Origin of the sequence: Nocardia sp. NPDC059764, from assembly GCF_042732555.1 — a bacterium.
Classification (GTDB): domain Bacteria; phylum Actinomycetota; class Actinomycetes; order Mycobacteriales; family Mycobacteriaceae; genus Nocardia.
On the sequence record NZ_JBHWHH010000201.1, the window covers coordinates 1 to 12,347 of the forward strand.

At 68.2% G+C, this 12,347-nt stretch carries 15 protein-coding genes; 11 read left to right on the plus strand and 4 right to left on the minus strand.

The features are described 5' to 3' along the window. The first annotated feature begins 71 nt into the window (after positions 1-71). The 7 genes from ACFV4K_RS30700 to ACFV4K_RS30730 all read left to right on the plus strand — a co-directional run bounded on the left by ACFV4K_RS30700 (position 72) and on the right by ACFV4K_RS30730 (position 6,816). Positions 72-1,340, plus strand: coding sequence for a beta-ketoacyl-[acyl-carrier-protein] synthase family protein (locus ACFV4K_RS30700; protein WP_379279628.1), 1,269 nt, complete (start codon positions 72-74; stop codon positions 1,338-1,340). A 71-nt stretch (positions 1,341-1,411) separates the two neighbouring features. After that, positions 1,412-2,626, plus strand: a complete 1,215-nt coding sequence (locus ACFV4K_RS30705) for a ketosynthase chain-length factor (RefSeq protein ID WP_379279629.1) — start codon at positions 1,412-1,414, stop codon at positions 2,624-2,626. A gap of 51 nt (positions 2,627-2,677) precedes the next feature. Beyond that, positions 2,678-2,935: an acyl carrier protein gene (locus ACFV4K_RS30710; RefSeq protein ID WP_364623680.1), complete on the plus strand. Its 258-nt coding sequence runs from the start codon at positions 2,678-2,680 to the stop codon at positions 2,933-2,935. 11 nt (positions 2,936-2,946) lie between these two features. Further along, the gene (locus ACFV4K_RS30715) at positions 2,947-3,885 is read left to right on the plus strand and encodes an aromatase/cyclase (protein WP_379279631.1); all 939 of its coding nucleotides are present in this window, start codon (positions 2,947-2,949) and stop codon (positions 3,883-3,885) included. Next, complete coding sequence (locus tag ACFV4K_RS30720) at positions 3,882-4,814, plus strand: MBL fold metallo-hydrolase (RefSeq protein ID WP_379279633.1); 933 nt, start codon at positions 3,882-3,884, stop codon at positions 4,812-4,814. The genes ACFV4K_RS30715 and ACFV4K_RS30720 overlap by 4 nt, the downstream gene beginning before the upstream one ends. Further along, positions 4,802-6,055: an FAD-dependent oxidoreductase gene (locus ACFV4K_RS30725; RefSeq protein WP_379279634.1), complete on the plus strand. Its 1,254-nt coding sequence runs from the start codon at positions 4,802-4,804 to the stop codon at positions 6,053-6,055. The genes ACFV4K_RS30720 and ACFV4K_RS30725 overlap by 13 nt, the downstream gene beginning before the upstream one ends. Continuing rightward, positions 6,055-6,816: an alpha/beta fold hydrolase gene (locus tag ACFV4K_RS30730; protein ID WP_379279636.1), complete on the plus strand. Its 762-nt coding sequence runs from the start codon at positions 6,055-6,057 to the stop codon at positions 6,814-6,816. Before ACFV4K_RS30725 ends, ACFV4K_RS30730 begins: the two co-directional genes overlap by 1 nt. A 1-nt stretch (position 6,817) precedes the next feature. Here ACFV4K_RS30730 and ACFV4K_RS30735 read toward each other — a convergent pair whose 3' ends face one another. Beyond that, entirely contained in the window at positions 6,818-7,186 is a 369-nt protein-coding gene (locus tag ACFV4K_RS30735) for a winged helix-turn-helix transcriptional regulator (RefSeq protein ID WP_379279637.1), read from the minus strand. Between the two features lie 100 nt (positions 7,187-7,286). On the opposite strand from ACFV4K_RS30735, the gene ACFV4K_RS30740 reads away from it, so the two are divergent. Then, positions 7,287-7,778, plus strand: coding sequence for a luciferase family protein (locus ACFV4K_RS30740; RefSeq protein WP_379279639.1), 492 nt, complete (start codon positions 7,287-7,289; stop codon positions 7,776-7,778). A gap of 49 nt (positions 7,779-7,827) precedes the next feature. After that, on the plus strand, positions 7,828-8,211 hold the full coding sequence (locus ACFV4K_RS30745; RefSeq protein WP_379279641.1) for a lipocalin-like domain-containing protein: 384 nt from the start codon (positions 7,828-7,830) through the stop codon (positions 8,209-8,211). Between the two features lie 93 nt (positions 8,212-8,304). On the opposite strand, the gene ACFV4K_RS30750 is transcribed toward ACFV4K_RS30745, so the two are convergent. Next, positions 8,305-9,087 carry an SDR family NAD(P)-dependent oxidoreductase gene (locus tag ACFV4K_RS30750; protein ID WP_379279642.1) on the minus strand — a complete coding sequence of 261 codons (783 nt, stop codon included), beginning with the start codon at positions 9,085-9,087 and terminating at the stop codon, positions 8,305-8,307. Between the two features lie 177 nt (positions 9,088-9,264). Between ACFV4K_RS30750 and ACFV4K_RS30755 the strand changes: the two genes are divergently transcribed. Further along, positions 9,265-9,684 (plus strand): nuclear transport factor 2 family protein, encoded by a 420-nt coding sequence (locus tag ACFV4K_RS30755; RefSeq protein WP_379279643.1) that lies wholly within the window; start codon positions 9,265-9,267, stop codon positions 9,682-9,684. 31 nt (positions 9,685-9,715) lie between these two features. Further along, positions 9,716-10,327, plus strand: coding sequence for a malonic semialdehyde reductase (locus ACFV4K_RS30760; protein WP_379279645.1), 612 nt, complete (start codon positions 9,716-9,718; stop codon positions 10,325-10,327). 222 nt (positions 10,328-10,549) lie between these two features. On the opposite strand, the gene ACFV4K_RS30765 is transcribed toward ACFV4K_RS30760, so the two are convergent. Together ACFV4K_RS30765 and ACFV4K_RS30770 are read right to left on the minus strand one after the other, a co-directional pair. Next, entirely contained in the window at positions 10,550-11,707 is a 1,158-nt protein-coding gene (locus tag ACFV4K_RS30765; protein ID WP_379279647.1) for an IS30 family transposase, read from the minus strand. 159 nt (positions 11,708-11,866) lie between these two features. Further along, positions 11,867-12,148, minus strand: a complete 282-nt coding sequence (locus tag ACFV4K_RS30770; RefSeq protein ID WP_379279648.1) for a hypothetical protein — start codon at positions 12,146-12,148, stop codon at positions 11,867-11,869. Positions 12,149-12,347 lie beyond the last annotated feature (199 nt).

Here is a 12,347-nt window from a genome sequence, read left to right on the forward strand (position 1 = left end):
CATCGGAGCTTCGACCAGCATTCGGCGCGAAGGAGAATTGCTATGTACGCCAACACATTCGGGGGTATGCGGTGAGCCGGCGTGTGGTCGTCACCGGACTGGGTGTGCGGGCACCCGGTGGATCCGGCAAGGACGAATTCTGGAAGCTGTTGTCCGAGGGTCGCACCGCCACCCGGGCCATCAGCTTCTTCGACGCCGCACCGTATCGGTCCCAGGTCGCGGGCGAAGCCGATTTCGATGCGCTCGCGGAAGGGTTGTCGCCCCGCGAAATTCGGCGCATGGACCGCGCGGCGCAGTTCGCGGTGGTATGTGCCCGTGAGGCGGTCGCCGACAGCGGCCTGGCGATCGAGTCGGTGAATCCGTTCCGTCTCGGGGTGAGCCTGGGCAGCGCGGTCGCCGCCGCGACCAGCCTCGAGCAGGAGTATCTGGTGCTGTCGGACTCCGGCCGCAGCTGGGTGCTCGACGAAAAGCACCTGTCGCCCTACATGTTCGACTACATGGTGCCCAGCGTCATGCCCGCGGAGGTGGCCTGGAGTGTCGGGGCGGAGGGCCCGGTCGCCATGGTCTCCAACGGCTGCACCTCCGGCCTGGATTCGGTCGGGCACGCGGTGCAGCTGATCCGCGAGGGGTCGGCCGATGTGATGATCGCCGGCGCCTCCGACACCCCGATCACCCCGATCGTGGTGGCCTGCTTCGACGCCATTCGCGCGACCACCCCGCGCAACGACGACCCAGAGCACGCCTCGCGCCCGTTCGACAACTCCCGCAACGGTTTCGTGCTCGCCGAGGGCGCGGCCATGTTCGTGCTCGAGGAGTTCGAGAGCGCCCGCCGCCGGGGCGCCCGCATCTACGCGGAGGTCACCGGCTACGCAACGCGCTGCAACGCCTACCACATGACCGGTCTCAAGGCCGACGGCCGGGAGATGGCCGAGGCGATCCGGGTGGCCCTGGACGAATCCCGGGTCGATCCCACCGCGATCGGCTACGTCAACGCGCACGGTTCCGGTACCCGGCAGAACGATCGGCACGAGACCGCCGCGGTCAAGCGCAGTCTCGGCGAGCACGCGTATCGGACGCCGATGAGCTCGATCAAGTCCATGGTCGGTCATTCGCTGGGCGCCATCGGTTCGGTGGAGATCGCCGCCTGCCTGCTGGCACTGGACTATCAGGTGGTGCCGCCCACGGCCAACCTGCACGAGCGCGATCCGGAATGCGATCTGGACTATGTGCCGCTGACGGCCCGCGACCACCGCATGGACACCGTGCTGACAGTCGGCAGCGGGTTCGGCGGATTCCAGAGCGCCATGGTGCTGCGCCGCATACCGGAGGTCGCGGCATGAGCGGTCAGGCGCGGAGGCGGCAGCACAGCGTAACCACGGAGCGGCCCCGCTCATGCCCAATAGGACACAGCATGAGCGTCGTGACGGGAGTCGGCGTGATCGCGCCGAACGGGCTTGGTACCGAACCCTTCTGGGAGGCGGTGTTGGCCGGCCGAGGCGGCATCGGGCCGCTCACCCGGTTCGACACCACCGGGTCGGGCGTGCGCCTGGCCGGGCAGATCGCGGATTTCGAGGCCGCGCAACATCTTCCGAGTCGGCTACTGCCGCAAACCGACATCTCCACCCGACTCGCTCTGGTGGCGGCGCAGTGGGCGCTGGACGACGCGAAGGTCGACACCGCTGAACTGACCGATTACGACATGGGTGTGGTGACCGGAAACGCGTCGGGTGGTTTCGAATTCACCCATCGCGAGTTCAACAAGCTGTGGTCGATGGGCTCCGAGCATGTCAGCGTCTACGAGTCGTTCGCGTGGTTCTACGCGGTCAACACCGGGCAGATCTCCATCCGGCACGGCATGCGCGGACCCAGCAGCGCCCTGGTCGCCGAACAGGCCGGCGGCCTGGACGCGGTCGGGCACGCCCGGCGCACGGTGCGGCGCGGGACGCCCCTGGTGGTCACCGGGGGTGTGGATTCCGCACTGGACCCGTGGGGCTGGGCCTCCCACGTCGCGGGCGGCAGCCTCAGCACCGCGACCGATCCGGCGCGGGCCTATCTACCCTTCGACGCCGAGGCCGCCGGCAATGTGCCGGGGGAGGGCGGGGCGATGCTCGTGCTCGAGGATCCGGAGGCGGCGCGGGCCCGGGGCGTGCCGCATGTCTACGGTGAAATCGCCGGGTACGCACAGACATTCGATCCGCCGCCGGACTCCGGTCGGCCGTCGGGTCAGCGGCGCGCGATCGAGCTGGCCCTGACCGACGCGGGTGTGACCCCCGCCGATGTCGATGTGGTGTTCGCCGACGCCGCGGGCCTACCCGAGCAGGATCGGGCGGAGGCGGCGGCCCTGGAAGCGGTGTTCGGCGCCGCCGGCGTGCCGGTCACGGCGACGAAACCCTTGACGGGACGGCTGTTCTCGGGCGCGGGGCCGCTCGACATCGTCACCGCCGTTCTGGCCATGCGGGATTCGGTGATCCCGCCCACGGCCGGCACCCTCACCCCGGCGCCGGAGTACCGGATCGACCTGGTCCGCGGGGACGCGCGGCCCGCCACCATCGAAACCGCCCTGGTGCTGGCCCGTGGCCGCTGGGGTTTCAACTCCGCGGTGGTGGTCCGCAGCGTCGACCAATGAGCTGTCGAACCAACGCAATGCCCGAGCAACAACACAATCGAGGAGCCAATCATGTCCATGACCATCGACGAACTGCGGCGAATTCTGGTGGAGTGCGCCGGCGGTGACGAGACCGCACCGGAGCTGGCCGGCGATATCGCCGAGGTCGAGTTCGAGGAACTCGGCTACGACTCGCTGGCCTTGATCGAGACGGCCTCGCGCATAGAGCGCGATTTCGGGGTGAAGATCCCCGAGGACCGGCTCGTCGAGGTGAAGACCCCGGCCGAGCTGATCGGCATCGTCAACGGCCAGCTGGCGGGTGCGGTATGAGCATCTTCCGGATGAGTCATCACCGGGTCGTGGAGGCGGCGCTCCCGGACGTCTATCGCCTGGTCGCCGATGTCACCTATTGGCCGGTCATCTTCGAGCCCAGTGTGCTGGTGCGGCACCTGGATCGCTCGCCCACCGAGGAGCGGTTCCGGTTGTGGGCGACGGTCAACGGCGAGGTGAAGAACTGGACCTCCCGCCGGGAGTTCGTGGCCCGGCAGCGTCGGATCACCTTCGAGCAGGAGCGCAGCGCGGCACCGATCGCCTCCATGGGCGGCGAGTGGACCTTCGAGGAGGTGGGGGCGCGCAGCACGAAAATCACGCTGGACCATCACTTCTCGGTGATCCCGGGTGGTGATCAGGAGGCGATCGGGGATGCGGTGGACCGCAACAGCGTCACCGAACTGGCCACTCTGGCCCGCATCGCGGAACTGGGATACCCGGTGTCGCAGGTGCTGCACACCTTCGAGGACAAGGTGGTCCTGGACGCACCGGCCGCGGAACTCTACGACTTCGTCTATCGCAGCGACCGCTGGCCCGACCACGTCCCGCACGTCGGCCGGGTGGAGCTGACCGAGGACGAGCCCGGCGTGCAGCTCATGGAGATGGACACCGTCACCGCCGGCAGCGTCCCGCACACCACCCGTTCGATCCGCATCTGCGTGCCCGCCGAGCGCATCGACTACAAGCAGCTGCTGCCCCCGGCCATGCTGTTCGGCCACAGTGGCAGTTGGGAATTCGCCGACAGCGGCGCGGGCGCCGTGGTCACCGCCCGGCACCTGGTCGCGATCAACCCCGAGGTGGCGCGCGAAACCCTCGGCGCGCACACCACTCTCGCGGACGCGCGCGCCTATCTGGCCGAGGCGCTGGGCGCCAACAGCCGCAACACCCTGCTGTGCGGGGTCCGGGAGGTCGCCGACCGCCGGGCCGAGACCACGAAGTCACCGCGATGACCGCCACCGGAGCCCGGCCCCTCGCGCGACCGGTGGTGCGCGAGGTGGCCGAGGACGTCTTCGCCTACACCCACGATCGCGGCGGGTGGTGTGTCAGCAATGCCGGGGTGGTCGCCGGGCGCGACGGCGCGCTGGTGATCGATACGCTCGCCACCGAGGGACGCACCCGCGCACTGGCCGAGTTCGTCGACCGGCATGCGGGCGGGCCGGGCCGCACCATCCTCAACACCCATCACCACGGGGACCACAATTTCGGCAATCATCAGTTCGGTGCCGCGGCGATCGTCGTAGCCCACGATCGGATCCGGCCGGAGATGATCGAGACCGGGCTGGCGTTGACCCAGCTGTGGCCGCAGGTGGAGTGGGGCGATGTCCGAGTCACCCTGCCCACCATCACCTTCAGCGATCGGGTGACCGTCTGGGTGGGGGAGCGGCGGGTCGAACTCATCCATGTCGGGCCGGCCGCGCACACCACCAACGATGTGGTGGCCTGGCTGCCCGAGGAGAAGGTGCTCTTCGCCGGTGACGTCGTGATGTCCGGGGCCGCGCCGTTCTGCCTGTTCGGTTCGGTCCGCGGCACTCTCGACGCGATGCGCAAGCTCACCGCACTCGGTGCGCGGACCGTGGTGGCCGGGCACGGTCCGGTGGCGGGGCCGGAGATCCTCACCCAGACCATCCGCTACCTGCACTGGATCGAAAACCTCGCGGCGGAGGGCAAGTCGCTGGGCCTGGCCCCGCTCGAGCTGGCGTCGCAGGTGGAGCTGGGCGAGTTCGAGGAGCTGATCGACGCCGAACGGGTGGTGGGCAATCTGCACGTCGCCTACGCCGAGCTGGATTCCCCGGAAATCGGTGTGCCACTGGATGTCCTGGCCATCTTCGACGAGATGGTGACCTACAACGGCGGGCAGGTGCCGCAATGCTGGGCGTGAGTGGCGAAGTCGTCGACGTGTGCGTCGCCGGTGGCGGCCCGGCCGGGTTGACGGCCGGACTGCTGTTCGCTCGTGCCGGCGCGAATGTGCTGGTGCTGGAGAAGCATCCGGATTTCCTGCGCGACTTCCGCGGCGACACGGTGCATCCGTCGACGCTGATGGCGCTCGACGAGCTCGGGCTGGCGGAGCAGTTCCTGAAGCTTCCACACGTCGAACTGCCGCAGTTGCCGATGGCGACGGCGATGGGGCCGGTCACCTTCGCCGATTTCCGCCGGCTGCCGGGCCGATTCCCGTTCGTGGCCTTCATGCCGCAGTGGGATGTGCTCAACTTCCTGGCCGAATCCGCCGGCCGCTACCCCAATTTCCGGCTGATCCAACAGGCGGAGGTGACCGAACTGATCGAGCACGACGGAACGGTCACCGGGCTGCGCGCCCGTACCCCCGAGGCGGCGCTCGAGGTGCGCAGCCGACTCGTCGTCGCCGCCGACGGGCGCAATTCGCTGGTGCGGCACCATGATTTGCTCGAGGTCGCGGCCAGCCGCGCGCCCATGGATGTGCTGTGGTTCCGGGTGAGCAAGCCGGCGGGCGAACATCTGCCGGCGGTGCGCAGCGGGCGGGACTTCTTCATCGTCTGCATCGATCGCGACGAGTACCTACAGGTCGCCTACATGATTCCCAAGGGCGGCTTCGAGGCGGTGCGCGCGCGGGGGCTCGACGCGTTCCGGGCCGCGATCGCCGCCATCTACCCGTCGCTGACCGCGGCGCTGACGGCCGAGATCGACGACTGGGACGCGATCAAACCGCTCGATGTCCGGGTCGACCGGCTGCGGGACTGGTACCGGCCGGGCCTGCTGGCCATCGGTGATGCCGCCCATGCGATGTCCCCGGCCGGCGGGGTCGGGATCAACCTCGCCGTTCAGGACGCCATCGCCGCCGCCCGGCTGCTCGCACCGACCCTGCGGGACGGCCGCACACCCACCACCGCCCAGTTGCGCGCGGTGCAGCGGCGCCGCGAATTGCCCATGCGCGTCGTGCAATTCGCGCAACTACGGCTGCTCACCGATCTTTATCCGAGCGCCGAACGGCCCGGTACCGACAAGCCGCTGCTGGCGCGGCTGCTGCGCCGGTTCCCCGGGCTGGCGCACGTGGTCGCGCGGGTCATCGGACTCGGTGTCCGGCCCGAACACGTGCCCTCGAAACCCCACGCGCCCCGCCTCGAAGCGATGACACAGGAGAAGTGATGGCCACCTATCTGCTCGTTCCCGGTGCGTTCCACGGCGGTTGGGCCTGGCAGCGGGTGGCGCCGCTGCTGAGTGCCGCCGGCCACCGGGTGCTCACCCCCTCGCTGGTCGGCCTCGGTGAACGCGCCGAATCGCTCGGCCCGGAGGTCGGGCTCGGCACCCACGTCCAGGATCTGGTCGAGCTGGTGCGCACGGCCGAGTTGCGCGATCTCGTGCTGGTCGGTCACAGCTACGCCGGGATCGTCATCACCGCGCTCGCCGACGCGCTGCCCGATCGGGTGGCCGAGCTGGTCTATGTCGACACCTTCGTCCCACGGGACGGTGAGGCGGTCGCGGACATCATGGCCCCCATGGTCGACGCCTTCGCCGCGCTGGCGGCCGAATTCGGTGACGGCTGGTGTGTTCCACCGCAGACCGAGCCGATGGGCGACGGCGGGCTCTACGGGGTCACCGACGAATCGGATCTGAGCTGGCTGGCCTCGATGCTCACCCCGCAGTCGCTGAAGACGTTCACCGAACCCATGGTGTTGCGCGATCCCGATGCGCTGCGGGAGATTCCGGTGACCCATGTCCACTGCACCGGGGGCGGGGCCGAGTTCCAGGCCATGCGCGCGGCCATGCCGCGCACCCTGCCGCCGGCGGATCTGCCCGCCGAGCGGCTCAAGCTGCTGCCCACCGGGCACGACTGCATGATCACCATGCCGCGCGAATTGGCCGGGCATCTCCTGGAATTGGCGGCACAGCCCTCGGCGGCGCCGTAGGTCAGCCCTCGGCGGCGTCGTAGGCCGCTCGCGCGTCGAGCACCGCCGCCAGATGCTGCTCGGACCATTGGGTGAGGCTGGTGAACACCGGCGAGAGGGTTTCGGCCAGCGCGGTGGCCTCGTACTCCACCCGCGGCGGCATCTCCGCGTAATAGGTGCGCACCAGCAGTCCGTCGCGTTCGAGCTGGCGCAGCCGCTGGGTCAGCACTTTCGGGGTGAGGCCTGGAATGCTTTGCAGCACTTCGTTGAAACGCATCCGGCCGTGGTGGGTGAGCACCCACAGCACCTGCGTCGACCACCGGCCGAAGAAGAGATCCACCACCGGCGTGATGGGGCAGGGGTCCACCGCAGCAGATGTGACGTCCGTCATAGCAACTCCTGCATGCTTTCCATTTGGTAACTACTATACTTTGGATACTACTGTGTGACCAGGCGGTTCGACGAAGTGCGAAGCCGAAAGGAGCACAGTGATGACCGTGGCAGCAACCGACCGGCTCGGCCTCCCACGACGCAGTGGTGAGCGGCCCCGGACCCGGCCGCACAATCCCCATCAACAGCTCTCCGATATCGCGCCCCCGGATCTGCAGGAAGCGCTGTGGGCGCGGATGATCACCCTGCCCGGTACGCAGATCGGCCGCAGCCGGGTCTCGCTGCCCGACACTCGCGCGCTGTATCTACTGCCCGAGCTCGCCCACGGGCCCTCGCACGCCTTCGTGTCCGGAACCGAGTTCGCGCATCTGCACGGGCGCGTCGACGGCAGCCTGCACCTGTGCCTGCCCGCGGCGGTCGCGGTCGAGGCCATCGAACAGGGCTGGGCCGAACAGCATCCGATGGCGCGGCGGGGATTTCTGCCGCCGACGCTGCTGCTGGCGTACGGGCCGCGCGATACCGATGAGATGGCCGTGGTGTGGCGATTGATCCGGACCGCCTACGACTTCGCCCGCGGTATCCCGCGCACGTGATCGCGGTGCCTCGAGCGTGACTGTAGGGCGCGCAACCATCGTGGGGTCCATGACTGACCTCATCGGCACCTGGGAACTGCGCTCCTACTACGACATCGACGACCATGACGCCACAAGCGAAGGACCACTCGGTGATTCGCCGAGTGGTCTGCTGATCTACGAATCCTGCGGCCATATGTCGGTGAGCATGATGCGCACCGACGCCGCCGCCGCGGCGGTCCGGTTCATGGGCTACGCCGGCACCTGGCGGCTGCGCGGCGACGAGGTCGTGCATGCCATCAGCGTGTGCTCGAATCCGGCCTGGGCGGGCACCGAACAGGTCCGGCAGCTGACACTGAGCGGCGATGAGCTCACGCTCATCGGCGCCGCCCAGGTCGACGGCCGGACCCAGCGCCGAATTCTGGCCTGGCGCCGCACCATTCATCCTTGCTGACCATCCGGTCCGGGCTCGTCGACCAGCCGGTCGCGGCCACACCGTGCGCGAACGAGAACGGGGATCGCCGACGTGGACCGGCACGCACATGGATCAGTAGTTGCCCAGTCCGCCACAGACATTCATCGCCTGGGCGGTGACGGCGGCGGCCCCCGGGCCGATCAGATAGTCGACCATGGCCGCCACCTCGGTGGGCTCGACGTAGCGCCCGATGGGGACTCGTGCGCTCACCCGGGCGTGCACCTCGTCGGTGTCGACACCCCAGATGTCCGAGTACACCTCCCGAACCCGTTCGGCCATGGGTGTTTCCACGAATCCCGGGCAGACGGCGTTGACCGTGATGCCGGTCTTGGCCAACTCCAGGCCCAGCGCCTTGGTGAAGCCGACGACGCCGTGCTTGGAGGCCGAATAGGGCGCGCCGTGCACCACGCCCTGTTTGCCGCCGGTGGAGGCGATGTTGACGATGCGGCCGCTGCCGCGTTCGAGCATGCCGCCGGAGGTGAGCGCGGCCTTGGTGGCGAAGAAGACGCTGTGCAGATTGGTATTGATCACGTCCAGCCACAACTCGTCGGCGATCTGCGCCGTCTCGCCGCCGCCGCTGCGGCCGGCATTGTTGACCAGGATGTCGACGGGGCCGAAGCGGTCGACGGCGGCGTCGACGTACTCGCGGACCTGGGTGGCGTCGCGGACGTCGCAGGTGATGCCGTCCACCGCATGGCCCTCGTCCTGCAGTCGTTTGGTGGTGTCGAGCAGGCGCTGCTGGTCGCGCGCGCAGATGAATACCGAGATGCCCTGGGCGGCAAAGCTCTCGGTGATGGCGAGGCCCATTCCACTGGTCGCGCCGGTAACCAGCGCGACGCGTTGAGCTGCGGTCATTTGTCCTCCATCGATGGGGTGTCCGGTTCGGCGGGGCTGTTGCGGAATCAGCCTGGCGGCCGGACCTATAGCTCCGGTCAAACCGGCTCGACCAAGGCTCGAGCAGGGTCGGACACGGTGGATCGCAGTCGCGGCCCGCCGAATCGAGGCAGGCACAACAGCATTCGAGGAGCCAGCATGACCACCGTCGCCAGCCGCGCCGAGCTGTATGCCGAGGTCCAGCAGTTCTACGCCGACCAGATGCAGCGGCTCGACAGCCGGGACATCCCCGGTTACGCGCAAACCTTCACCGAGGACGCGGAATTCGAGCACACCCCGGGGCGACCGCCGGCGCGTACCCGGGCCGGGATCATCGCCGACCTCATCGCGTTCCACAAGCGCTTCGAAGCCGATCCCATGCAGCGGCGGCACTGGTTCGGCATGACCGATCTGCGACCGCAGGACGACGGCAGCATCATCGCCACCTCCTACTGCCTGGTGGTGAAGATCCGCCCCGGCCGGGCGCCCGAGATCAACCCCAGCTGCGTGGTGCACGACGTGCTGGTGCGCCTCGACGGCGCCCTCCTCACCCGTTCCCGCCGAGTTTCCCACGACTGACCCGAAATCAGCCTGTCCCAAGGAGAATCACATGAGCACCGCCCAATCGGACACCCGGCTCGCCCTCGCCGCGGAAGCGCAGGATCTGCTCTTCCGCGAGGCCCGCACCGCCAACACCTTCACCGACGAACCGGTCACCGACGAGCAGTTCCGCGAGATCTACGAACTGGCCAAGTACGCCCCGACCTCGATGAACCAGCAGCCGCTGCGCATCGTCCTGGTCCGCACGCCCGAGGCCCGGGCCCGCCTGGTCACCCACATGCTCGACAACAACAAACCCAAGACGGCCACCGCCCCGCTGACCGCGATCCTGGCCGCCGATCTGAACTTCCACGACCATCTGCCGACGGTCTTCCCCCACGCCCCCGACGCGAAGGACTACTTCGCCGATCCGGAGGTGCGCGCCCACTCGGCCCGCTTCAACGCCCTCATCCAGGTCGGCTACTTCATCCTCGGCATCCGTGCCGCGGGCCTGGCCGCAGGACCGATGAATGGCTTCGACGCGGCCGGCGTCGACCGCGACTTCTTCCCCGCGGGCGATCTCGCGTCCCTGGTCGTGGTCAATATCGGCAAGCCGGGCCCGGATGCCTGGTTCCCCCGTTCTCCCCGCCTCACCTACGACCAGGTCGTCACCGTGGCCTGACCTCGGCGAATCAGCCGAAAGTATTGGGCGCGAATGGCCTTCGATACCGCTTCAGGTGGAGCCGTAGGTCAAGCCCTTGATGACGTGCTGCGCGCCGACCGGCTTGATCCGCAATTGCGGTCCGCGGGCCGTCGGGTGGTTCGAGTTGATCATGGTTAGGCCACCGAGAATCGAGCCCCGGATCACTGGCGGATTCTAGGGGTCGTCGCAACACACTGTTGGTCAACTGGCTTCGGTCAGTAGCTTAGTCAGACGCTCGGCTGGGGTTTCCCAGCCGAGCGTTTTGCGTGGTCGGGAGTTGAGTTCGGCGGCCACGGCGTCGAGGTGTTCGCGGGTGTGAACGGACAGGTCGGTGCCCTTGGGGAAGTATTGGCGCAGCAGGCCGTTGGTGTTCTCGTTGGAGCCGCGCTGCCAGGGACTGGCGGGATCGCAGAAGTAGACCGGGATGCCGGTGGCGACGGTGAAAGCCTTGTGTGCGGCCATCTCCGAGCCTTGATCCCAGGTCAGCGACCGCCGCAGGTGCGCAGGCAGCGTTTCCACGGCCTCGACCAGCGCGTCGCGGGTGCTGGCGGCGGTGTGGTCGCCGGGCAGGCGCGCGAGCATGACGTAGCGGGTGCTGCGCTCGACCAGGGTGGCGATGGCCGATTTGTGGTCCTTGCCGATGATGAGGTCGCCTTCCCAATGCCCGGGAACGGCGCGGTCGTCGGCTTCGGCGGGCCGGTCGCTGATCATCACCATGTCTTTGATGGCGCGGGGCAGGCGTTTGTAGGACTGGCGATGTGGTCGGCGTATCGCGCGCCCGGTGCGCAGCGCCTTGGTCAGCTCGCGACGCAGTTCACCGCGGCCTTGGACGTAGAGGGCCTGATAGATCGTCTCGTGGGTCACGCGCATCTCCGGCTGGTCGGGAAACCGAGCACGTAGAGCGTGACAGATCTGCTCGGGACTCCAGCTCAGACGCAGGTGATGGTCGATGAACTCACGCAGGCGCGGGTTGCACCCGATCTTGCCGGGCTTGGGCCGAGGACGCCGTGCCTGGGCACGCCGATGTGCGGCGTGAGGTCGATAGGTCCAACGGGATGTATTGCCGGCCAACGGGATCCCGTTGCGGCGAATCTCGCGGCTGATGGTGGACGGGCTGCGACCCAACCCGGCGGCGATCTGGCGGATCGTGGCTTTCTCACGCAGCCGATCGGCGATATGGATCCGATCGTCCTCACGCAGATACCGCGAGGGACCTGGAGCCGAAACCTCCACGTGGATGGGAGGTTTCGGCTTGCGGCCGTTGGGCGGCGAGTGCCAGCCGTTACGCCATCTCTTACCGGTCCGCAGGTTGATGCCCACGATTCGGCAGGCTTCCGAACTGCTGTACCCCTGACGCATGAGCTGGAAGTATGCCTCCCGCTCACGCGTCAGACGCCGCCCACCTTCTCGACCCCGGTCATCCCGAATCTCGAACTCCATCGCACCCCTCGAGCTGGGGTGTTGCGACGACCACTAGAACTCACGAATCGACCTGGGGCTCACCGCGTTTCGGATGATTCAGTTGGCCTTGCACAGCCATTCGGTGCCGTAGTGGGCGGCGTTGCCGCCGTCGAGATGGACCCAGGTGCCGCGGCCGTCGTCGCAGGGCTCGCCCTGGACGTGAGCCGGAGCCGGGGGCTGCGACGGCTTCACGCCCGCGCTGCCGGTGAACAGGCCGTCGGGCAAGGGGATCGAGATTCCGGGGAGCGGCTGCCAGGTGTCCGCGCTGGCCGTGGCGGTGGCGAAGAAAGGAACGGTGACCGCGGCCCCCACCGTCAGTACTGCTGAGAAACGCTTCACTGGCGACCTCCTGGCCGATGGATCATCAACACTTGGACACCTGATCTATATATCGCTGATCGATAACCATTACAGGCTTGCCGGATCGATGTGCGCGAGGTGATCAGGTCTATCGGCCGGCGATTCCCCTGCCGTGACGGTGGCGAGGCCGGCGGCCTCGACGCGCGAAACACTTCGGGCCGGGTCACCGTCGTGACCC

Bases quoted from the DNA above. Each gene is read 5' to 3' on its own strand.
- ACFV4K_RS30745 (WP_379279641.1), top strand. From the start codon at position 7,828: ATGACTGACCTCATCGGCACCTGGGAACTGCGCTCCTACTACGACATC.
- ACFV4K_RS30735 (WP_379279637.1), bottom strand. From the start codon at position 7,186: ATGACGGACGTCACATCTGCTGCGGTGGACCCCTGCCCCATCACGCCG.
- ACFV4K_RS30715 (WP_379279631.1), top strand. From the start codon at position 2,947: ATGAGTCATCACCGGGTCGTGGAGGCGGCGCTCCCGGACGTCTATCGC.
- ACFV4K_RS30725 (WP_379279634.1), top strand. From the start codon at position 4,802: ATGCTGGGCGTGAGTGGCGAAGTCGTCGACGTGTGCGTCGCCGGTGGC.
- ACFV4K_RS30755 (WP_379279643.1), top strand. From the start codon at position 9,265: ATGACCACCGTCGCCAGCCGCGCCGAGCTGTATGCCGAGGTCCAGCAG.
- ACFV4K_RS30705 (WP_379279629.1), top strand. From the start codon at position 1,412: ATGAGCGTCGTGACGGGAGTCGGCGTGATCGCGCCGAACGGGCTTGGT.
- ACFV4K_RS30760 (WP_379279645.1), top strand. From the start codon at position 9,716: ATGAGCACCGCCCAATCGGACACCCGGCTCGCCCTCGCCGCGGAAGCG.
- ACFV4K_RS30710 (WP_364623680.1), top strand. From the start codon at position 2,678: ATGTCCATGACCATCGACGAACTGCGGCGAATTCTGGTGGAGTGCGCC.
- ACFV4K_RS30765 (WP_379279647.1), bottom strand. From the start codon at position 11,707: ATGCGTCAGGGGTACAGCAGTTCGGAAGCCTGCCGAATCGTGGGCATC.
- ACFV4K_RS30750 (WP_379279642.1), bottom strand. From the start codon at position 9,087: ATGACCGCAGCTCAACGCGTCGCGCTGGTTACCGGCGCGACCAGTGGA.
- ACFV4K_RS30730 (WP_379279636.1), top strand. From the start codon at position 6,055: ATGGCCACCTATCTGCTCGTTCCCGGTGCGTTCCACGGCGGTTGGGCC.
- ACFV4K_RS30720 (WP_379279633.1), top strand. From the start codon at position 3,882: ATGACCGCCACCGGAGCCCGGCCCCTCGCGCGACCGGTGGTGCGCGAG.
- ACFV4K_RS30740 (WP_379279639.1), top strand. From the start codon at position 7,287: ATGACCGTGGCAGCAACCGACCGGCTCGGCCTCCCACGACGCAGTGGT.